Source organism: Fredinandcohnia onubensis, from assembly GCF_002734285.1.
GTDB lineage: Bacteria > Bacillota > Bacilli > Bacillales > Bacillaceae_L > Ferdinandcohnia > Ferdinandcohnia onubensis_A.
On sequence record NZ_NSEA01000005.1, the window covers coordinates 22,380 to 44,375 of the forward strand.

The 21,996-nt window shown below is 39.9% G+C and carries 23 protein-coding genes; 22 read left to right on the forward strand and 1 reads right to left on the reverse strand.

The features are described 5' to 3' along the window. The first annotated feature begins 123 nt into the window (after positions 1–123). From hprK to CKJ95_RS06040, 17 genes are all read left to right on the forward strand, one after another. A complete protein-coding gene (gene hprK, locus CKJ95_RS05960) occupies positions 124–1,059 on the forward strand; it encodes an HPr(Ser) kinase/phosphatase (protein WP_099352492.1) in 936 nt (311 codons plus the stop codon). Positions 1,060–1,088: 29 nt separating this feature from the next. Continuing rightward, entirely contained in the window at positions 1,089–1,904 is an 816-nt protein-coding gene (gene lgt, locus CKJ95_RS05965) for a prolipoprotein diacylglyceryl transferase (RefSeq protein WP_099352493.1), read from the forward strand. Between the two features lie 24 nt (positions 1,905–1,928). After that, complete coding sequence (locus CKJ95_RS05970; protein ID WP_099352494.1) at positions 1,929–2,873, forward strand: nucleoside recognition domain-containing protein; 945 nt, start codon at positions 1,929–1,931, stop codon at positions 2,871–2,873. Further along, positions 2,863–3,510 (forward strand): pyrophosphatase PpaX, encoded by a 648-nt coding sequence (gene ppaX / locus CKJ95_RS05975; protein ID WP_099352495.1) that lies wholly within the window; start codon positions 2,863–2,865, stop codon positions 3,508–3,510. The genes CKJ95_RS05970 and ppaX overlap by 11 nt, the downstream gene beginning before the upstream one ends. Positions 3,511–3,517: 7 nt before the next feature. Next, entirely contained in the window at positions 3,518–4,042 is a 525-nt protein-coding gene (locus tag CKJ95_RS05980; RefSeq protein ID WP_099352496.1) for an acyltransferase, read from the forward strand. Between the two features lie 434 nt (positions 4,043–4,476). Continuing rightward, entirely contained in the window at positions 4,477–5,661 is a 1,185-nt protein-coding gene (locus tag CKJ95_RS05985) for an ATP phosphoribosyltransferase regulatory subunit (protein ID WP_099352691.1), read from the forward strand. Next, entirely contained in the window at positions 5,662–6,291 is a 630-nt protein-coding gene (gene hisG / locus CKJ95_RS05990) for an ATP phosphoribosyltransferase (protein ID WP_099352497.1), read from the forward strand. It abuts the gene before it with no gap. A gap of 27 nt (positions 6,292–6,318) precedes the next feature. Next, positions 6,319–7,584, forward strand: coding sequence for a histidinol dehydrogenase (hisD, locus tag CKJ95_RS05995; RefSeq protein WP_099352498.1), 1,266 nt, complete (start codon positions 6,319–6,321; stop codon positions 7,582–7,584). Positions 7,585–7,861: 277 nt separating this feature from the next. After that, the gene (hisB, locus tag CKJ95_RS06000) at positions 7,862–8,449 is read left to right on the forward strand and encodes an imidazoleglycerol-phosphate dehydratase HisB (RefSeq protein ID WP_099352692.1); all 588 of its coding nucleotides are present in this window, start codon (positions 7,862–7,864) and stop codon (positions 8,447–8,449) included. Further along, entirely contained in the window at positions 8,450–9,082 is a 633-nt protein-coding gene (hisH, locus tag CKJ95_RS06005) for an imidazole glycerol phosphate synthase subunit HisH (RefSeq protein ID WP_099352499.1), read from the forward strand. Then, positions 9,079–9,813 (forward strand): 1-(5-phosphoribosyl)-5-[(5-phosphoribosylamino)methylideneamino]imidazole-4-carboxamide isomerase, encoded by a 735-nt coding sequence (gene hisA / locus CKJ95_RS06010; protein WP_099352500.1) that lies wholly within the window; start codon positions 9,079–9,081, stop codon positions 9,811–9,813. Before hisH ends, hisA begins: the two co-directional genes overlap by 4 nt. Beyond that, positions 9,813–10,571 (forward strand): imidazole glycerol phosphate synthase subunit HisF, encoded by a 759-nt coding sequence (gene hisF, locus CKJ95_RS06015; RefSeq protein WP_099352501.1) that lies wholly within the window; start codon positions 9,813–9,815, stop codon positions 10,569–10,571. Before hisA ends, hisF begins: the two co-directional genes overlap by 1 nt. Then, positions 10,568–11,188, forward strand: coding sequence for a bifunctional phosphoribosyl-AMP cyclohydrolase/phosphoribosyl-ATP diphosphatase HisIE (gene hisIE, locus CKJ95_RS06020; protein WP_099352502.1), 621 nt, complete (start codon positions 10,568–10,570; stop codon positions 11,186–11,188). The genes hisF and hisIE overlap by 4 nt, the downstream gene beginning before the upstream one ends. A gap of 328 nt (positions 11,189–11,516) precedes the next feature. Then, positions 11,517–13,007 carry a tetratricopeptide repeat protein gene (locus CKJ95_RS06025; RefSeq protein WP_099352503.1) on the forward strand — a complete coding sequence of 497 codons (1,491 nt, stop codon included), beginning with the start codon at positions 11,517–11,519 and terminating at the stop codon, positions 13,005–13,007. 102 nt (positions 13,008–13,109) lie between these two features. Continuing rightward, complete coding sequence (trxB, locus tag CKJ95_RS06030) at positions 13,110–14,054, forward strand: thioredoxin-disulfide reductase (protein ID WP_099352504.1); 945 nt, start codon at positions 13,110–13,112, stop codon at positions 14,052–14,054. Positions 14,055–14,114: 60 nt separating this feature from the next. Continuing rightward, a complete protein-coding gene (locus CKJ95_RS06035; RefSeq protein ID WP_099352505.1) occupies positions 14,115–14,666 on the forward strand; it encodes a GNAT family N-acetyltransferase in 552 nt (183 codons plus the stop codon). A gap of 154 nt (positions 14,667–14,820) precedes the next feature. Next, the gene (locus tag CKJ95_RS06040) at positions 14,821–16,389 is read left to right on the forward strand and encodes a bifunctional GNAT family N-acetyltransferase/carbon-nitrogen hydrolase family protein (protein WP_099352506.1); all 1,569 of its coding nucleotides are present in this window, start codon (positions 14,821–14,823) and stop codon (positions 16,387–16,389) included. A gap of 83 nt (positions 16,390–16,472) precedes the next feature. Here the strand turns inward: CKJ95_RS06040 and CKJ95_RS06045 are convergent, their stop codons facing one another. Further along, the gene (locus tag CKJ95_RS06045) at positions 16,473–17,786 is read right to left on the reverse strand and encodes an aminotransferase family protein (RefSeq protein ID WP_099352507.1); all 1,314 of its coding nucleotides are present in this window, start codon (positions 17,784–17,786) and stop codon (positions 16,473–16,475) included. A 393-nt stretch (positions 17,787–18,179) separates the two neighbouring features. Here CKJ95_RS06045 and CKJ95_RS06055 point away from each other — a divergent pair, with 393 nt between their 5' ends. The 5 genes from CKJ95_RS06055 (at position 18,180) to CKJ95_RS06075 (ending at position 21,902) form a co-directional block, all read left to right on the forward strand. Then, on the forward strand, positions 18,180–18,638 hold the full coding sequence (locus tag CKJ95_RS06055; protein WP_099352509.1) for an NUDIX hydrolase: 459 nt from the start codon (positions 18,180–18,182) through the stop codon (positions 18,636–18,638). Between the two features lie 19 nt (positions 18,639–18,657). Next, the gene (rapZ, locus tag CKJ95_RS06060) at positions 18,658–19,548 is read left to right on the forward strand and encodes an RNase adapter RapZ (RefSeq protein WP_099352510.1); all 891 of its coding nucleotides are present in this window, start codon (positions 18,658–18,660) and stop codon (positions 19,546–19,548) included. Beyond that, the gene (locus CKJ95_RS06065) at positions 19,548–20,522 is read left to right on the forward strand and encodes a gluconeogenesis factor YvcK family protein (RefSeq protein WP_099352511.1); all 975 of its coding nucleotides are present in this window, start codon (positions 19,548–19,550) and stop codon (positions 20,520–20,522) included. The genes rapZ and CKJ95_RS06065 overlap by 1 nt, the downstream gene beginning before the upstream one ends. A gap of 38 nt (positions 20,523–20,560) precedes the next feature. Next, positions 20,561–21,502: a DNA-binding protein WhiA gene (gene whiA / locus CKJ95_RS06070; RefSeq protein WP_099352693.1), complete on the forward strand. Its 942-nt coding sequence runs from the start codon at positions 20,561–20,563 to the stop codon at positions 21,500–21,502. A 142-nt stretch (positions 21,503–21,644) separates the two neighbouring features. After that, positions 21,645–21,902, forward strand: a complete 258-nt coding sequence (locus CKJ95_RS06075) for an HPr family phosphocarrier protein (protein WP_099352512.1) — start codon at positions 21,645–21,647, stop codon at positions 21,900–21,902. Positions 21,903–21,996: the final 94 nt, after the last annotated feature.

Genomic DNA, 21,996 nt, shown 5'->3' on the forward strand with positions numbered 1-21,996 from the left:
AGAATGAGTTTGAAAAAATATAATTTTAAAAAATACAGTCTGTTTAAGCACGAAATGAGTGGGCTTTAAAAATACGCAGCAACTACCGAAAACTACATGAGTCACAATCAAGGAGGAACAGATGTGCCAAAAGTTAGCACAAAAGATTTAATTGAGAAATTCAAATTAGAATTAGTGAGTGGGGAAGAAGGGGTTAATCGCCCGATAACAACAAGTGATATATCTAGACCAGGTATTGAACTAGCGGGATTTTTTGATTACTATCCTTCAGAGCGAGTACAGCTATTAGGAAAAACTGAGTTGACGTTCTTTGAGAAATTATCTACCGAAGAAAAAAGATATCGTATGGAAAAGCTTTGTACAGATATCACTCCTGCAATTATTATTTCGCGTGATTTAGAGGTTCCAACAGAACTGATTGAGGCTTCCGAGCGTGAATCTGTTCCGGTGATCAAAGCACCTATGAAGACAACGAGACTATCAAGTAGGATTACAAACTTTTTAGAAAGTAAGCTCGCGCCAACAACAGCTGTCCATGGTGTTCTAGTGGATATATACGGAGTTGGGGTACTAATCATTGGTAAGAGTGGTGTTGGTAAAAGTGAAACAGCGCTTGAGCTTGTCAAGCGCGGACACCGTCTTGTTGCAGATGATTGTGTAGAAATTCGTCAAGAGGATGATGATACACTTATTGGAAGCGCACCTGAGCTTATCGAGCATCTCCTTGAAATTCGCGGTCTTGGGATCATCAATGTCATGACCTTATTCGGAGCAGGTGCAATTCGAAATTATAAACGGATTACGCTTGTGGTCAATCTAGAACTTTGGGATCAGACAAAGCAATATGACAGACTAGGGCTTGAAGAAGAAAAAATGAAAATTATCGATACTGATTTAACAAAATACACTATTCCAGTTCGTCCTGGTCGAAACTTAGCCGTTATCATTGAAGTGGCAGCGATGAATTACCGACTTAAACGTATGGGCTTAAACGCTGCAGAAGATTTCTCAAATCGTCTTTCACATACAATTGAATTTAGGGAGCACGACGACATATAAAAATATCAATAAAATAGGGAGTTGAGATAGTGGACCGAAACATTCAACCATTAGACCCAACATTTTTAGAATTTGGCGCGTTACGCATTCAGTGGTATGGATTAATCATCGGGCTAGGAACCATGCTAGCCCTTTACCTTGCCATTAAGGAATCAGAACGCAGAGGCTTGCACAAGGATACTTTCATGGACCTCATGCTTTTCGCGGTACCGATTGCTATCATCTGTGCAAGAATTTATTACGTTATTTTTAAATGGGATTATTACTCACAAAATCCTTCCAAAATTATTGCAATTTGGGAGGGTGGAATTGCCATTCATGGTGCGTTAATCGGTTCAGTTGTGACTGCGATTGTGTTTGCGAGAGTAAAAGGCTTGTCCTTTTGGAAGATTGCAGACATCGCGGCACCAAGCATTATCTTAGGTCAAGCAATTGGCCGTTGGGGAAATTTTATGAACCAAGAAGCACATGGAGGACCAATTGCAGAGGAACAGATCCAAACCTTCTATAATGTGCTACCTGACTTTATCATGGACCAAATGTTTATAAAAGGAACGTACTACCATCCAACCTTTTTGTATGAATCACTTTGGAGCCTTGTAGGTTTTGTTTTATTACTAATGCTTCGAAAGGTCAATCTAAGACGTGGGGAAATGTTCCTTACATACGTTATCTGGTATTCAATTGGCCGTTTATTCGTAGAAGGCTTACGGACCGATAGCTTAATGCTTGGGGATATCCGAGTGGCTCAGTTGATTTCGATTGTATCGATTGTGGGAGCAATCATCGTTCTTATTTATCGAAGAATAAAAGGTCATTCAAACGAGCGTTACTTAGAGAAATAACAACGTAAAAGGGAGAGGGGAAACTTGCTAGATACAATCAAGAAAGGCTTCATAGTAGGATTAAAAACTACTTGGACATTAGGGAAGGTAATTTTCCCGGTTACCCTACTTGTCACAATGTTGCAATATACACCGGTGCTAGATTGGGTGATTAAGTGGATTGCCCCAATCATGGGCTGGTTTGGTCTTTCAGGTGATGCCGCAATACCACTTGTATTAGGTAACTTTTTAAACCTTTATGCAGGGATTGGGGCGATCTTAACACTAGATTTGACTGTAAAAGAAGTGTTTATTTTAGCTGTCATGCTATCATTCTCGCATAATATGATTATCGAATCGACTGTTGCTGCAAAAGTAGGTATGAAGATTTGGGTGATTGTAACAGTTAGACTGGGACTTGCATTCATTTCTGCCTTTGTAATTAATCTAGTTTGGAGTGGTGGAAGTGAGTTAGCAAAATATGGACTAGTCTCAACGACTGATGAACAAATTTCAGGCTGGGGAGCTATTGTATTAAATGGTATTGAAAAAGCTACATTTGGGATTCTACAATTGGCTCTTATTGTCATTCCATTGATGGTTGTTATTCAAATATTAAAGGATTTAAAATGGTTGGATGTATTTTCAAAGTGGATGACGCCAGTCACCAAGGCACTTGGAATGAAGGAAAATACATCAACAACCTTGGCAGCAGGTCTTTTGTTCGGTCTAGCGTTAGGAGCAGGTGTAATGATTCAGGCGGTAAAAGAGGATAATGTAAGTAAGAAAGATGTAACCTTAGCGTTAATTTTCTTAGTATCCTGTCACGCGGTTGTGGAGGATACACTTATCTTTATCCCTCTAGGCATTCCAGTCTTACCGCTATTGTTAATCCGTCTCATTACTGCAATCATACTAACAATGGTCATCGCTTTTATCTGGAAACGCGTCGAGCAAAGTAATAGAAAGGAAGCTGTTTATGGCAATTAAAACATTACTATTTGATTTAGATGGAACGTTAATTGATACGAATGAACTAATCTTGCAATCTTTTTTACACACCTTTGGAAAGTACTTCCCAGAACGCCAATACAGCAGGGAGGATATTTTGCCTTTCAATGGTCCAACTCTACATGAATCTTTTTCTTCTGTAGACCCGGACCGTGCAGAAGAAATGATTGCGGAATATCGAAAGTTCAATCATGAAAAGCATGATGAACTAGTAACTGAATTTCCGGGTGTATTTGACACCATTAAGACGCTGAAAGAAAAAGGCTATAAAATTGGAGTTGTTACAACAAAAGTACGAAAAACGGTTAACATGGGATTACAACTAACAAAGCTTGACCAATTCTTTGATGTCGTGGTGACATTGGATGATGTGACCAATCCAAAACCAGATCCAGAACCCGTGCTGTTAGCATTGAAAATGTTAGACTCAACACCTGAAGAAGCCATTATGGTTGGCGACAATTATCAAGACATTGTCGCAGGTCAAAAGGCGGGCACAAAGACTGCAGGAGTTGCTTGGTCTCATAAAGGAAAAGACTTCTTATTGGAATACAACCCTGATTTCATGCTAGAAAACATGAGTGACCTATTGGATTTAGTTTCGGTTAAAGGATGAAAAAACTGTGAAACGACGAACCACACGATATTTTGTTTCAGGTCCCAATTCACTTTGGCAAATCTATAAGACCGTATCCTTTTGGAAAGTTGTAAAAAACTTTATCATTATACAGATAGCGCGCTATACGCCATTTCTTGGTGTGAAAAATTGGCTGTATCGCACTTTTTTAAACATGAAGGTAGGGGAAAAAACAGCATTTGCACTGATGGTAGTGCCGGATACAATGTTTCCCGAAAAGATCAGTGTCGGAAGCAACACAGTCATTGGCTTTAATACCACCATTCTAGCCCATGAATATTTGATTAAAGAATACAGACTGGGTGACGTTAAAATTGGCAGCGAGGTAATGATTGGGGCAAATTCAACGATTTTGCCAGGTGTGGAAATTGGCGATGGAGCAATCGTATCAGCGGGTACATTGGTCCACAGAGATGTCCCAGCGGGTAGCTTTGTTGGAGGTAACCCGATGCGAGTGATCTACACGAAAGAACAAAGGGAACAACGAGAAAAAGAGGAATCTAACCATTGATTTGGTTTGGTTCCTTTTTTATTGCCAAAACTTACACATTTTACTTATCTCTTTTAACTTCTCTTTTATGCTATATCGACTTCTTTCCTCTTTTCCTCCTATTTTAAATTTCTATTTCCAACATCTGTCTCTTTTCTTCCTCTCTTGCTTACAAAATCTCAGTCAACTTATCCACGATATTCACACAATCCACAATCGCACTAAAATTTTATCAACAATATCCACATAATCCACAGTTAATAACGATATTTTCAATAAAACACACAAAATTCATATCCACCCCTATTAATTTCACCTAAATTCTGACTTTTTCTGTTGACGCATGTAAGGGATAGGTGTATCATATACTTTATCTTGGTAGTATATTAGCGAACTAAAGTGAAATGATTTTTTTAAGAAAATATTGGGAAAGTTAACATATACAAACTTTGGTGGTGACGAAAATCGTGTTTATGTTTGAAAAACCGTTAGGGATGAGAGATACATTGCCTGCTTTATATGAAGCGAAAAAGAAAATTCGCAATGCAATGTCAACTCAAATTGAAAGCTGGGGTTATCAATTTATTGAAACTCCAACACTTGAATACTATGAAACAATCGGCGAGGCGTCAGCAATCCTCGACCGTCAATTATTTAAACTATTGGATTCACAGGGTCACACACTTGTGCTAAGACCTGATATGACAGCTCCAATTGCTCGAGTCGCAGCATCTCGTTTATATCAAGGTGAATATCCACAACGCATCGCATATTCCGCAAATGTGTTCCGTGCGCAGCAGCATGAAGGTGGAAGACCAGCTGAGTTTGAGCAAATCGGAGTCGAGTACATAGGTGATACAACAACAAGTGCTGATGCTGAGGTTATATCGGTTATGATTGCTTCTCTTAAGCAAGCAGGTTTAACTAATTTTACAGTGCCAATCGGCCATATTGGTTATGTGAGAGCATTGTTTATGGAGATTGTCGGAAATGAAGCAAGAGCGGATGCCTTACAACGCTATTTATATGAAAAAAATTACGTTGGCTACAGAGAACATGTGAAAAAACTACCGCTTTCTTCTATTGATAAGCAGCGATTGCTATCCCTTTTACAACTAAGAGGAAATGAATCAAAAATTGAAAAAGCGAAAGATCTAGTCGAATGTGAAGAAGGAAAAAGGGCAGCAGATGAACTTGAAATGCTCTGGAAAAAGCTAGAGGCATTCGGAGTAACTGAGCATATAAAAATTGACTTCAATCTCGTTAGCCATATGAGCTACTACACAGGAATTCTTTTCGAGGTTTACGCTGAGAATGTAGGCTTTTTAGTAGGAAATGGTGGGCGCTACGATCATTTATTTGAAAAATTTGATCGTCCTGCACCAGCGACAGGCTTTGGTATCCGCATAGATCGACTACTTGAAGCACTTGATTTACCTAAGGAAGAGCCAGAAATTCATTGTGTGATTTTTAGCGCTGAACAGAGAGAAGAAGCCATCCGTTTTGCGATGAGTAAACGAGAACAGGGTGAGCGGGTTATCCTTCAAGATATAGCGGGAGTCAAGGATGTTGATGCTTGTACGAATGCTTTTGCCAAAAACACCTTTTTCTTAGGAACGACAAGGAAGGAGGAGGCTTAAATGAGTGACAAATTAACAATTGCGATGCCAAAGGGACGAATTTTTGAAGAGGCAGCACAACTTTTAGTAAAAGCAGGCTACAATCTTCCTCCAGAATTCGAGGATTCCAGAAAGCTGATTATCGACGTTCCTGATGAGCCATTTCGATTCATGCTTGCAAAACCAATGGATGTGACTACTTATGTAGAGCACGGAGTAGCAGACCTTGGTATTGCCGGAAAAGATGTAATGCTTGAGGAAGAGCGGGATGTATATGAGGTACTCGATTTGCAAATCAGCCAATGCTACCTAGCAGTGGCAGGACTCCCAGATGTCAAAATCAAAGGTGTTGCACCTAAAATCGCAACAAAATATCCAAACATCGCATCTAGCTATTTTCGTGAAAATGGGGAGCAGGTTGAAATTATTAAACTAAACGGTTCGATCGAACTTGCACCATTAATTGGTCTTGCAGATCGAATTGTCGATATCGTCTCAACAGGACGAACATTGAAGGAAAATGGATTAGTTGAGCTTGAACATATTGCGGATATCACGTCACGCCTTATCGTAAATCCAGTAAGCTATCGCTTAAAGGATCAGCAAATCGATGAAATCGTAGAGAGGCTTTCAACTGTGGTATCGCAGTAGTATCAAAAGGGAAAGGACCGACACACCATGAGAATTGAACGTGTAACCAATTCTGTTTCACTGAAACGGACCATTGATAGTGGGACAGAAGAACAAAAAAAAGCAGTCTTAGAAATTCTCGCTAACGTACAAAAAGAAGGGGATCAGGCCCTTCGTACCTATACTGAAAAATTTGACGGGGTTTTACTTGAGGCATTAAAAGTCACCGAGTCAGATTTCAAAGAGGCGTATCAAAAATTAGACGCAAATCTTGTTCCAATCATTAAAGAAGCAGCTGAAAATATTCGGGATTACCATAGCCGTCAAGTCAAGCAATCATGGATGACGATGAAGGATAATGGGACGATTCTCGGTCAAAAGGTCACTCCACTTGATGCAGTTGGTGTTTATGTTCCTGGTGGGAAGGCTGCCTACCCGTCATCCGTCCTAATGAACGTCATTCCTGCACAGGTCGCTGGAGTCGAGAGGATAGTGATGGTGTCACCGCCTGGAAAAGACGGTACTATTCCAGCCGGTGTCTTAGTGGCAGCGGACATCCTTGGTGTTAAAGAAATCTATAAGGTTGGCGGTGCTCAAGCAGTCGGGGCGTTGGCGTACGGAACGGATACCATCAAGCCTGTAGATAAAATCGTCGGTCCTGGTAATATCTTTGTCGCATTAGCAAAACGTGAGGTATATGGAAACGTGGATATCGACATGATTGCAGGACCAAGTGAAATCGTCGTGTTGGCAGATGAGACAGCTTTGCCAAACGAAATCGCTGCAGATTTACTCTCTCAAGCAGAGCATGATGAACGAGCATCAAGCATTCTCGTCACACCATCAATGCAGCTTGCAGAAGCCGTTTCCGAAGAGGTTGAAAGACAGTTAAGCCTTCTTCCACGTGAAGCGATTGCTAGAGCCTCAATTAATGATTTTGGAGCCATTTACGTTACAGGCGACCTTGATGAAGCAATCAAGGTTGTAAACGAGCTTGCTCCAGAGCATCTCGAAATCGTGACGGAGGAACCGATGGAGCAGGTTGGAAAAATCAAGCACGCAGGCGCTATTTTTATTGGACGTTATAGTTCTGAGCCTGTCGGTGACTATTTTGCTGGTCCAAACCACGTCCTTCCGACAAACGGAACAGCACGTTTTTCAAGTCCACTAAGTGTGGATGATTTTACAAAAAAATCAAGCATTATTTCCTATAGCAAGAAAGCCATCGAGGAAAACGGCCCGAAAATTGCTGCTTTTGCAAGACTAGAAGGGTTGGAGGCACACGCACGAGCCGTTGAGGAACGATTAAAGTAGAAGTTCAAAAATTCGGGTGAAAATGACACTTCGAATTTCTGTGTTGGCTTGCTTTTCCGTTCCTCACGTATTAACTGCATACGTTCCGGTACTCAAAGCTGCGCCGCCTTGAAATTCTTGGTCCTTTTCAACCTCATTTTGAACATATATTAAAATAATTCACAAAATTCACATCTTGTTGTGGATTATGTGGATAATGTGGATAATAATCCACAAAATTAAGAAATTTCAGGCGTTGGAAGTAATCATTAAAATGTGGATAACGGTAGGTGTAATTATGACAAGACAAGCAAAGGTTGAACGAAAAACAAATGAAACAGATATAAAATTAGATTTTAAAATAGATGGGGAAGGCATTTCAAAGCTCGATACTGGCGTCCCATTTATGTCTCATATGCTAGACCTCTTTACACAACATGGAAAATTCAACTTAACAGTTGATGCAAATGGTGATACAGAAATCGATGATCACCATACAACAGAGGATATTGGAATTTGTTTAGGACAGGCATTGCGTGAAGCACTTGGAGATAAAAAAGGCATTAAGCGCTACGGAAACGCATTTGTTCCAATGGATGAAGCTCTCGCACAGGTTGTTATCGATTTAGGAAATCGCCCACATTTCGAATTAAAAGCAAATTTCCCAAGTTCTCGAGTTGGCACATTTGATACAGAGCTTGTCCATGAATTTTTATGGAAGCTTGCACTAGAGGCAAGAATCAATCTCCATGTAATTGTTCACTACGGTCACAATACACATCATATGATTGAAGCTATTTTTAAAGCATTTGGTCGTGCATTAGATGAAGCAACGATGATTGACCCACGAGTTAAGGGGGTCCCGTCAACGAAAGGGATGTTGTAGATGATAGGCATAATTGATTATGGCATGGGGAATTTATACAGTGTTTCTAAGGCGCTTGAACGGATGAACTACGATTATTACATTTCAAGTTCACCAGATGAGCTTGCAAAAGCAGACGGTCTAATTTTACCCGGTGTCGGCTCCTTTAAGGATGCAATGGGAATCTTACATGAAAAAGGATTAGTCAGTTTCATTAAGGAATCTGTTGCAAAAGGGACACCACTCTTAGGGATCTGTTTAGGTATGCAGCTATTATTTGAAGAAAGTGAAGAAAATGGACTTACACAAGGTTTTGGTTTCTTAAAAGGTAGAATTACAAAAATTCCTGGCGTAACAGCGAATGGTGAGACCTATAAAGTCCCTCATATGGGATGGAATGATCTTGAACTCAAAAATCCATCTCCACTTTTAAAGGACATCGAGGGTGGACACGTCTACTTCGTTCATTCCTACTTCGCAGAGACTGACAGTGAGAATGTAATCGCAAGTAGCATGTATGATGTCGACGTTCCAGCTGTTGTTGGAAAAGGTAATGTGTTTGGAACCCAGTTTCATCCTGAAAAAAGCAGTGAGCTAGGATTAAAAATCCTCCAAAACTACGCTGCGATCGTGGAAAAGAAGGTGACAATATGAGTACTTTTACAATTTACCCGGCAATCGATATGCGCGGTGGCAAATGTGTTCGATTGCTTCAAGGGGATTATAATAAAGAAACAGTCTATGGTGACTCACCGTTTGATATGGCGAAAGCCTTCGCTGATGCAGGGGCAGAGTGGATTCACATGGTCGATTTAGATGGAGCAAAAGCGGGTAAACGTGTGAATGACCAATACGTGATTGAGGTTGCCAAGAAACTTGATGCGAAAGTTCAAATTGGTGGCGGAATTCGAACCGAAGAGGATGTAGCTTACTATATTGAAAATGGCGTTGACCGCGTTATTTTAGGAAGTGCCGCAATTTCCAATCCTGACTTTGTAAAGGACATGCTTAAGAAATACAAAGAAAAAATCGCGATAGGCATTGATGCGAAAGACGGTTATGTAGCCACTGAAGGTTGGTTAAATACATCTTCTGTAAAAGCGACCGATTTAGGTGTTGAGCTTGCGAAAGCAGGTGCACAAACATTTATTTTTACTGATATCGCGACAGACGGCATGCTTAGTGGTCCTAACATCGACGCGGTTGCTACACTTGCTTCTGTAACTGGAAAACAAGTCATCGCTTCAGGTGGAGTTAGCTCTATTGAAGACCTTAAATCACTTAGTAAGCTAGCAGTTCAAGGTGTTTCCGGTGCAATTGTAGGAAAAGCCATCTATACTAATCAATTTACCGTTCAAGAGGCGTTAGAAGAGGTGAATGGCTGATGATCACAAAACGTATCATTCCATGTTTGGACGTAAAAGATGGTCGCGTTGTGAAAGGCATTCAATTTGTTGGACTACGTGATGCAGGGGACCCTGTTGAACTTGCAAAATTCTATGATTCAGAAGGTGCAGATGAACTCGTATTCCTTGATATTTCAGCCTCACATGAAGGTAGAAAAACGATGGTTGAGGTTGTCGAAAAAGTGGCCGCAGAACTTGCGATTCCTTTTACAGTTGGAGGAGGAATTAATTCCTTAGAGGATATGAAAAAAATCCTTCGTGCCGGTGCTGACAAGGTTTCACTTAATACGGCAGCTGTGACAAATCCTGACTTAATCAAGGAAGGGGCTGACTTCTTTGGTTCTCAATGTATCGTCGTTGCGATCGACGCAAAATACGATGAGCAACTTAGTAGTTGGAGAGTTTACACTCATGGCGGACGTAAAGCAACTGAGTGGGAAGTTGTCTCTTGGGCGAAGGAAGCAATCAAGCTCGGTGCTGGTGAGATATTATTAACTAGTATGGACGATGACGGTAGCAAGGATGGCTTCAATCTTGAATTAACAAGACGTGTGAGTGAGGCAGTTACTGTACCTGTCATCGCATCAGGTGGCGCAGGAAATGCGGAACATTTTGCACAAGCATTCAAAGAAGGTAAAGCAGACGCTGCATTAGCGGCAAGTATTTTTCACTACAAAGAAACTTCCGTAAAAGAAGTTAAAACTTATTTAAAAGAGAAAGGGGTCAATGTCCGATGAACACACCAGACATTAAATTCGACGAAAAAGGACTTGCTCCAGCCATTGTTCAGGATGCAGTAAGCAAAGAGGTTTTAACACTTGCTTATATGAATGAAGAATCTTTACGCAAATCTATTGAAACGCGCGAAACTTGGTTTTATAGCCGCTCACGTCAGGAGCTTTGGCACAAAGGGGAAACTTCAGGTAATACCCAAAAAATAGTGGATATAAAATATGATTGTGACCAGGATGCCATCCTTGTTTTAGTTGAGCCAGCAGGACCAGCCTGCCACACAGGAAGCTATTCTTGCTTCAACGAATCAGTTTTAGGAGAAGCAAAAGAAGTGTCTTCCGACCGTTTTGCTATTCTTAATGAACTTGAAGAAGTTATTGCTAAGCGTGAAGCCGAAATGCCAGAGGGTGCTTATACTACATACCTATTTGATAAAGGGGTAGATAAGATTCTGAAAAAAGTCGGTGAAGAAGCTTCAGAGGTCATTATTGCAGCGAAAAACCGCGATCATGAAGAACTTAAGTGGGAAGCAGCGGATTTAATTTATCACTTGCTTGTCTTACTTCGTGAGCAAAAGCTTCCACTTGATGAAGTATTATCTGTACTTCAAAAAAGAAGATAAGAATGTCAAAGGTGCTTATCCACAGATGAGCACCTTTTTTAATGCCTGACTATACTGGAATGTGTATTATTTATCCACGATATCCACATTATCCACAAAAGCACTTCGATTAATGTGCATATGTTCACTCAATTCAGTAGTCACGCTACTTTATTCACAAAAAGTGGAAGGGTTGTCCACATTATTCACATTACCCACAAATTACCACTCATACTTTCTCTAAAAGTTTTTCCCTTTTACCCAAGCACCTCTATGTGTCAAGGATTATATATGTTATACTACGTTGGGAAATAAGTTTAAAAAGCAGTATTTATAGTGGAGGACCCCGATGGAAAAACAAAACAGAAAAGAAAGTCAGCATAGTTCAAAGGTAATTCCGTTTATCCAGACGGGAGAATATTATTTTAAAAAAGGATTAAAGGCGTATCGCCAGCATGATATATATAAATCCATAAAACATTTTAAACGAGCAATTCAGCTTGAACCAAAAGAGCCGATGTTCTTATGTCAATTATCCGTAGCGTTAACGGAAATTGGCGATTACATTCTATCTAATCAATATCTTACACAAATAATGGAAGATCCAAATTTCGATATGCCAGAGTGTTTTTATTTCATGGCCAATAATTATGCCCATTTAGGTTTGTTTCAAGAAGCGGGCAAACATGCACAAGCCTATTTAGATCGAGAGCCAGATGGAGACTTTTCGGAGGATGCTGAGGATTTGCTCGATTTATTGCTCCTTGAGGAAGTGGACTTTGAAGATTCAGCTAACCAACAGGATGAACTCATCGTCATGCAAGAACAAGCCCGTGATTTCCTTGAAACAGGACGATTGGACGAAGCGGTGACCCTTTTAAAGGAAATCATTCGCGAATATCCGGAATTTTGGTCTGCTTATAATAATTTAGCACTTGCGTATTTTTATTCTGGAGATGTGGAGAATGCATCTGAGATCCTTGATGAGGTTTTGAGTAAAAACCCTGGCAATCTTCATGCACTTTGCAACTCATTGGTATTTCTATATTATCAACGAAAAAATCAACAGGTACAAGAGCTAACAAAACGATTAGCACTGATTCATCCGATTCTTTCGGAACACCGCTATAAGCTAGGTGCCACATTTGGGTTGGTCGGAAGACATGATCTTGCGTATAAATGGTTGCGAAGTCTACAACGAAGTGGGTTTGAAGGAGACGAAACCTTCTATTATTGGCTTTCTTATTCAGCATTTTTTACAGAGCATCATGACGTTGCCCAAAATGCATGGAAGCGGGTGCTTGAAGAAAATCCAAGTAAAAAGGGTTCAGCCCCATGGGAATCAGACCGTACAAAATCCATTAGTGATGTATTGGACCGTTGGTTAACAGGTGATTTTATCGAGGAACGCCTATATGGTTTATTTTTAGCAAGTAAGACAAATTCTTCTCTTGCCCGCAAGGATATTAAACATATACAATTCCATGCGACCCTTGAACAAGAATTTGCAAACTATGTACTAAGTAAAAAGAAAAAGACAGGAAACATTCCGACCTATATCATTGATGGATACAATATTGCAGACACTCTATTTACAAAAAATAAACATGATGATTCTGCAAATGAGGAACTCTATTTAACATGGTTAATGATTTACGATGAAGCGGTTAAGCGTCAATTCAATGTGTCAAACTGGCAAGCATGGGCTGCAGCAACTGAATACATCTGGCGCAACCACGGATCGCGGACGATAACCCAACAACAGGTTGCAGCGAAATATAATATTTCCAAAACAACAGTAATGAAGTATGTAAAATTTGTTAAAGAACTCTTACAATGAGCATATTAATAGCGGATTTTGTCAGGTTTTTATAGGATAGGGGTAGGAGATACTAAAACAATAAATTCCACTTTGACAAAGGAAGTAAGGAGAGACGTAAAAATGACTGAAGAAAAAATTTATGATGTCATTATAATCGGTGCCGGTCCGGCAGGTATGACTGCAGCCGTTTATACTTCTCGTGCAAACCTATCAACATTAATGCTTGAGCGCGGGATTCCTGGTGGCCAAATGGCAAACACTGAAGAAGTTGAAAACTACCCAGGATTTGACCATATTTTAGGACCTGAATTATCCACAAAAATGTTCGAGCATGCGAAGAAATTCGGTGCTGAATATGCGTATGGTGATATAAAAGAAGTTATTAATGGTGAAGAATTCAAGACTGTCATAGCTGGCAGCAAAGAATATAAAGCACGTGCTATTATTATCGCAACTGGTGCGGAATATAAGAAAATTGGGGTGCCAGGTGAAAAAGAACTTGGTGGCCGAGGCGTTTCTTACTGTGCGGTATGTGATGGGGCATTCTTTAAAAACAGAGAGCTTGTTGTAGTCGGTGGAGGAGACTCTGCAGTAGAAGAAGGTGTGTACTTAACTCGTTTTGCTTCTAAGGTTACAATCATTCACCGTCGTGACCAACTACGTGCACAAAAAATCCTTCAACAACGTGCATTCGATAACGAAAAAGTGGAGTTTATCTGGAATCACACAGTTAAAGAAATTCACGAAAAAGATGGTAAGGTTGGCTCCTTAACACTTGTGAATACACAAACTGGTGAGGAATCAGAATTTGGCGCAGACGGCGTATTCATCTATGTCGGTATGCTTCCACTTTCAAAACCATTTGAAGGCCTAGGGATTACCAACGAAAACGGATATATCGAAACAAACGAGCAAATGGAAACAAAAGTACCTGGCATCTTTGCAGCAGGTGACATCCGTGAAAAGCAACTTCGCCAAATCGTTACGGCAACTGGCGATGGTAGTATTGCGGCTCAAACAGCTCAACACTATATCGAAGAATTGATGGAAAAAATTAAAGCATAAACTAAAGAACACCTCCAATGTGGAGGTGTTTTTTGATGAATTTAAGGTGGTGGCATTCTTATGATTGATTTACATGTTAAACCGACAATCTTCGGAGAAAAAGCTATTCTTAGACCATTTATAATGGATGAGGATTTCCCGTACATAGAAGAATGTTTAAAGGATCCTGTAGTAATTAAATATACGGGTAGCACAGCGGGATATGAACGAGATAAAACTCTTCTGTGGTATCGAACGAGAAATGAACAGGAGGATCGTTTAGATCTTGCTGTTGTTGATAAGGGGAATCGCGTCTTAGTAGGTGAAGTGGTGGTCAATCTTTATGATGAAAAAACACATAGCATGAATTTTAGAATTCTGATTGGCCCAAATGGAAGAGATAAAGGACTCGGAACAGAAGCTACTCAGCTTATAGTTGATTATGTTTTTCAAAACACTGACCTTAACCAACTAACCCTCAGTGTTTTTGATTTTAACCCGAGAGCCAAAACAGTATATGAAAAAGTAGGGTTTATTACCGACAGTGTAGACAAAGATGACCTAGAGTTTGAAGGAGAATGGATTGATTCCATCAACATGAAACTAACAAGAGAGGAATGGGAGAAGAAGTGATCAGTAAAGTAGCTTCTGCAGCGTTCGTAAGTTCAAAAAAGAAATATAAACGTACCACCGATAATATATTGATAGAAAGGGGATGAATTATAAAACGTTCGATAAAAATTGGATAGTGCCTAAATTTATCGAATGCCCAGAAAGGGAGATATTTGTGTCGAGGATTGATTTATCAAAATTTGAGAAGAGGATTGTGTTACGAAATATTAGGCATGAGGATATCGAAGAGATTATTGAACTTTCAAAGGTTTGTTTTCCGAATATGGACCCATGGGAGCGGGACCAATTAGAAAGCCATCTAACCATTTTTCCAGAAGGACAATTCTGTGTTGAATATGATGGGAAAATCATTGGCTCGTGTTCGAGCTTAATAGTAGATTTTGATGAATATGAGGATAAGCATACGTTCGATGAGATTAGCGATAATTCCTATATTCGCAACCATGATCCACATGGAAAAAATCTATATGGTATCGATGTTATGGTCCACCCGGAGTATCGTCGCATGAAAATCGGACGTAGACTTTATGAGGCAAGAAAAAAACTGACTCAAGAACTCAACTTAGAAAGCATCATTATTGGTGGGAGAATCTCAAACTATCATAAATATGCGGATGAAATGTCTGCTAGGGAATATGTGGATCAGGTCATCCAACAGAATATCTATGACCCAGCACTTACTTTTCAAATGATCAATGGGTTTGTACTGAAGCGCGTCAATGCAAATTACTTATCGGATCGGGATTCTTTAGGCTATGCAACTCTAATGGAATGGAATAATCCTGATTACTTACCTAAGAAAACGAGAAGGATTTACAATCGGTCCCTCCCTGTGAGAATTTCAGTGATTCAATATATGATGAAGAAAATCAATTCCTTTGAAGATTTTGCAACACAATGTGAATATTTTATTGATGCGAGTTCTAATTTTCGCTCAGACTTTGCAGTGTTCCCTGAAACGTTTACCATGCAGCTATTGTCGTTTATTGATGAGCAGGTACCGAGTAAACAAATCAAAAAGGTTTCAGAGTATACGGAGGACTATATTAATCTCTTTTCAAAACTTGCCGTAACGTACAATATTAATATTGTGGGCGGTTCGCATTTTGTGGAAGAGGATCATTGTCTATACAATGTTGCGTACCTTTTTAGACGAGACGGTACAATTGATAAGCAATATAAGCTCCATATTACACCTGATGAGAGAAGATGGTGGGGGGTTCAACCAGGTAACGGTGTCCACGTATTTGACACAGACTGTGGAAAAATCTCAATTCTGATCAGCTATGATATTCAGTTTCCGGAGCTCGCTCGGATTGCCGTGGATAAAGGGGCACAAATTATTTTTACTCCTTTTAGCTCAGAAGACCAACAAGGTTATTTGAGGGTGAGGTATTGCTCACAGGCTCGTGCTGTCGAAAATCAAGTGTATACGGTAATTGCAGGTGCAGTCGGTAACCTTACACATGTTCCACATATGGATGTACAATACGCACAATCCGGTATTTTTTCACCATCTGATTTTACATTTTCAAGCAATGGGATTGTTGGAGAGTGCAACCCAAATATTGAAACAATTGTGGTGGGAGAGGTTGACCTTGAAAGCCTTCGCCGAAACCGTAACATTGGAACCGAAACGCCGCTAAAAGACCGCAGAACGGATTATTATCAGATTATTACCAAGAAACCTAAACAGGCCAAAAAGAAAATTCCATCCGATTAAATACTTATACACATGTGAATAACTGTTAAACATAGAATAACCGCCTAATCCACAAAGGAATAGGCGGTTATTCGTTCTCTATCTTACACGCTTCGTTCTACCCTAAAGATCGCATGATGTAGCATTTCAATCATAAGCTCTACTTCCTCTTTGTTGATACAAAGTGGAGGAGCGAAGACGAGTGTGTCCAAACCATCAAATACGACAGATCTGCAGATTAATCCGATTTTTGCGGCCTCATTGACAATTTTAGGTGCAAGAGGGCCTTTTACATGCTGAGGAGTATTGATTTCGACAGCACCCATGAGTCCTAGTGCGCGGACGTGACTGACAAGACTGCTTTCACTTTGAATCCATGAAAAACCATTGAGCATCTTGGCACCCATTTTTGCCGAATTCTCGATTAATCCCTCATTTTCAAGGATTTCGATATTTTTCAATGCAACTGCACAGGCCATCGGATGACCACTATAGGTATATCCGTGTAAAAGTGTACCGGTCGAAAGCTTTTTGAATTCATCAAAGATTGCTTCGGATAACATGACACCGCCTAATTGGGCATATCCACTCGTTACCCCTTTGGCAAAACACATCATGTCAGGTGCAACCCCATAGTGGTCGACTCCGAAGTATTCACCTGTTCTCCCAAATCCTGTAATCACTTCATCTGTAATCCATAAAATATTGTATTCATCACAGATGTCCCGAACTTTATTAAAATACCCTTCCGGGGCGATATGAACCCCGCCAGCCCCTTGTACTGGCTCTGCAACAAAAGCCGCAATTGTTTCTGGACCTTCAGCCTCAATTGTATTGCGCAAATCTTCAGCTGAGAAATTATCCGTATGATAAAAATCAGGTGCCAATGAATTTGTAAAATCTCGAAAAGGCTTTAGTCCTGTTGCACTTGTCGACCCCATGGCAACCCCATGGTACGACCTATTTCGAGAGATGATTTTCTTTTTCTCAGGCATTCCACGGAGTATCCAGTAATGCCGTGCTAATTTATATGCCGTATCATTTGCTTCCGAGCCACCTGAAGTAAAAAAGGTCGTCGATAAATTTCTAGGTGAAATTTCCGCAAGCTTAGCTGCCAAACGGATTGCAGGTTCATTGCTAAACGTCGCAAAACAAGAGCTAAATGCAAGCTTATTCATCTGCTCCATCGCCGCTTGCCCTAATTCTTTCCGACCGTGTCCAATATTGACATTCCATAAAGAAGACATGCCATCAAGTACGCGTTTTCCATTCACATCCTCAAGAAACACACCTTCTCCTTTTGTGAAAATAAAGGCAGGTCCTAAATCCTGCTGTTGCTGAATCGGAGAGGTTGGATGCAAGAAATGTTTTTGATCAAGTTCCATCAGTTCCTGTCGCACCATTAATTTTTCGTTCATTCAATTCCTCCTTCGTAAATAAGCTTTTATTGAAATATATGCGAAGGGTTCAAGCTTTTGAACTACGAATAAGTGAAGGAACTAGTCCTTTCAGGTTAATGTTTCTTTTATGTAAAACTTTTCCTTTAAAACGTAATTTTGTTTTAACTCTCCTGTAACACGGGTGAAATATATTTTGAGTATGATAATAGTAGTAATTGACCCCCTTTTTATAAAATAGATTTTTTTGGGCACGGGTACATCCCCCGTGCCCCCTTTTTTTGCCCGAATTTCCCCAATAAAAATTATGAAAATCTTGTTCGTTGTGACTACCTCTTAGAAATAGTATAATAATATCAATATGAATGCTTACAAACGGTCTACTTAAAAAGAGACCGACTTGGGGTGAAGAGAGTGCAAAGAGTAACAAATTGCTTAGTACGCAAGGATAATAAAGTCTTGCTTTTACAAAAGCCACGTCGCGGGTGGTGGGTTGCTCCTGGTGGAAAAATGGAACCGGGTGAATCAATACGTGACTCCTGTATCCGTGAATATCGTGAAGAAACTGGTCTTTATCTTAAAAACCCAGATATTAAAGGGATTTTTACATTTATCATTAAAGAGGGTGACAAGGTAACCTCTGAATGGATGATGTTTTCCTTCTTAGCCAATGACTTTGAAGGTGAAAACGTCGATGAATCTGAAGAGGGAATCCTGAAATGGCAGGACATCGGGGACATCCCCAATCTGCCAATGGCACCAGGTGATTATCATATTTTAGATTATGTACTTAAAGGTTCTGGGGTCATATATGGGACATTTACATATACACCCGATTTTCAATTATTATCCTATCGATTAGATCCAAGCTAGAAATTAGGGAGGCAAAACAATGAGTGTTGGTTCAACAAGTGAAATACAATTAGTGATTATAACTGGAATGTCAGGCGCCGGAAAAACGGTTGCCATTCAAAGTTTTGAAGATTTAGGGTATTTTTGCGTAGATAACCTTCCCCCAACTTTGCTTCCAAAGTTTCTAGAGCTGATGAAGGAATCTGGCGGAAAAATGAATAAAGTTGCACTCGTCATGGACTTACGGGGCCGTGAGTTTTTCGATAGCCTATTTGCATCACTTGACGATCTCTCAGAGGTCTCATGGATTTCTCCTCAAATATTATTCCTTGATGCAAAAGATACGACCCTTGTTACTCGGTATAAGGAAACAAGACGTTCCCATCCGCTTGCTCCAACTGGTTCTCCATTGGAAGGAATTCAGGCAGAGCGTGAAATTCTTGATGAACTTAAGGGAAGAGCGCAATATATTTATGACACTTCTGATTTAAAACCAAGAGAACTACGCGAGAAAATTTTAAAGCAATTTGCATCAGAATCAAGACCGACCTTTACAGTCAACGTGATGTCATTTGGCTTTAAATATGGCATCCCAATTGATGCTGACCTCGTGTTTGATGTACGTTTTCTTCCAAATCCACACTATATCGAAGCGATGAGACCGAAAACTGGACTTGATGACGATGTTTCAGGCTATGTTTTAAAATGGACCGAAACCCAGAAGTTTATTGAAAAGGTAACTGACCTGCTTGCATTTATGCTTCCTCAATACAAACGGGAAGGTAAAAGTCAGCTTGTAATCGGGATTGGTTGCACAGGTGGACAGCATCGTTCTGTTACACTAGCTGAATATATCGCAAATCATTTCAAGGAAGAATATCAAACCCATGTTTCTCACCGCGATATTGAGAAGAGAAAGGACAAAAAGTAATGACCGAGCCAAAACAGCCTAAGATTGTCATCGTTGGTGGTGGAACAGGACTTTCTGTACTTTTACGAGGGTTAAAATATCTACCTGTCGATATCACGGCAATTGTAACCGTTGCAGATGACGGGGGATCTTCTGGTCGTCTTCGAGATGAGATGGATATCCCACCGCCAGGTGATATTCGAAATGTATTAGCTGCGTTGTCAGATGTGGAGCCTTTAATTGAGGATTTATTTCAGCATCGCTTTGCTGGTGGAAATGGGTTATCAGGTCATTCGTTAGGAAACTTAATTCTTGCGGCAATGACTACAATTACTGGCGATTTTGTTCACGCAGTTGGTGAAATGAGCAAGGTTCTCAATGTAAGAGGGAAGGTTCTTCCGGCAGCAAATAAAAGCGTCATTTTACATGCTGAAATGGAGGATGGCTCTGTTGTTTCAGGCGAATCCAAGATTCCATATTCGGGTAAAAAAATAAAGCGTGTATTTTTAACACCTAGTGATGTAGAGCCTCTACAAGAATCGATCGAAAAGATTCAACAGGCAGATATGATTATCATTGGTCCTGGTAGCCTCTACACCAGTATTTTACCGAATTTACTTGTACCAAAAATCGGCGAAGAGGTTTTAAAATCGGACGCGAAAAAAGTTTATATTTGTAATGTAATGACACAGGCAGGGGAAACCTTGAATTTTACGGCAAGCGACCATGTTCAAGCTTTGTACGACCATATGGGTATAAAGTTCATTGATACGGTTCTTGTCAACAATGGAGAAATTCCTGAGAATATTAAAGAAAAATATGCAAAAGAGCTAGCAAAGCCTGTAGTTTACGACACTGAAAGGCTTTCTGCTTTAGGTTTAGCCATCATTCATGATAAAATCATTTCATACGATAATGGCGTTATCAGACACGACACAAAAAAAGTGGCAAGCCTGTTATATGATTTGCTCATTAAAAATAAAAAGGGTGATTGATTTTAAATCACCCACTTTTAAAAAAGGGAGGTGGAACTGTGTCATTTGCATCAGAGACGAAAAAAGAACTCACAAATTTAGACATCAAAGATTGCTGCTCAAAAGCCGAGCTTTCCGCTTTGATCCGAATGAATGGCGCACTTTCCTTCTCTAACCAAAAAATGGTGGTCGATATCCAAACGGAAAACGCCGCCATTGCGAGAAGAATTTATACACTTCTGAAAAAATGCTATAATGTAGGGGTAGAACTCCTTGTTCGAAAGAAAATGAGACTCAAGAAGAATAATGTATATCTTGTTCGCCTTATAGAGGATGCAAAGGAAATACTAGAAGACTTGAAGATTTTCGAAGGCTTTTCATTAAGACAGGAAATTTCTTCAGAATTAGTAGCGAAGAAGTGCTGCAAACGTTCCTATTTACGCGGAGCCTTTTTAGCAGGTGGTTCTGTTAATAACCCAGAAACATCCTCGTACCACCTTGAGATCTTTTCATTATATAAAGAACATAATGACTCACTTTGTGAATTAATGAACGTTTTTGATCTCAACGCTAAAACGTTAGAACGAAAAAAAGGTTTTATCACCTACTTAAAAGAAGCGGAAAAAATCACAGAGTTCCTAAATGTCATTGGTGCCCATCAGGCATTGCTTCGATTCGAGGACGTCCGTATCGTTCGTGACATGAGAAATTCGGTGAACCGTCTCGTCAATTGTGAAACAGCAAACCTAAATAAAACAATTGGAGCATCGATTCGACAGGTGGAAAATATCAGATACATTGATGAAACAGTAGGCCTGGGTATCCTACCTGATAAATTAAGAGAAATTGCTGAGCTTCGCGTGGCCTACCAGGATGTCACACTTAAAGAGCTAGGCGAAATGGTAACATCGGGTCAGATTAGTAAGTCGGGCATTAACCACCGACTTCGAAAAATTGATGAAATTGCTGATAAGCTCCGAGCGGGCCAATCTATAAAGTGAGCACCTTACTCACTTGGTGAAAAATAAAGCGTTATCATTTTTTGAAAAACATGAAACCTTTAGAGCTCAACTTACGTAATAATAGGAAATGAAAAAAACACAACTTAAGAATGTACAGAAAAATTTGAGGAGGAAGAAACGAATGGTGGAAAGACATGTTGAGGTTGCTTTAAGAACGGGGTTACAAGCACGCCCTGCAGCGATGTTTGTTCAGGAAGCAAATAAATTTTCTGCAGATATCTTTTTAGAAAAAGACGGAAAAAAGGTAAATGCAAAAAGCATCATGGGACTAATGAGTCTAGCGGTTGGCAGCGGTACAACAGTTACATTAATTGCTGATGGAAATGATGAAGAAGCAGCAGTTGAAGCATTAACTGAATTTGTTCAAAAAGAAGCATAAAAAAAACCTCTCACGATTAAATGTGAGAGGATTTTTTTTATTGAAGTCTAACTCCAGCGCCTAGCCCTTCGAGGTCATAAGCCAATCCGTCAAG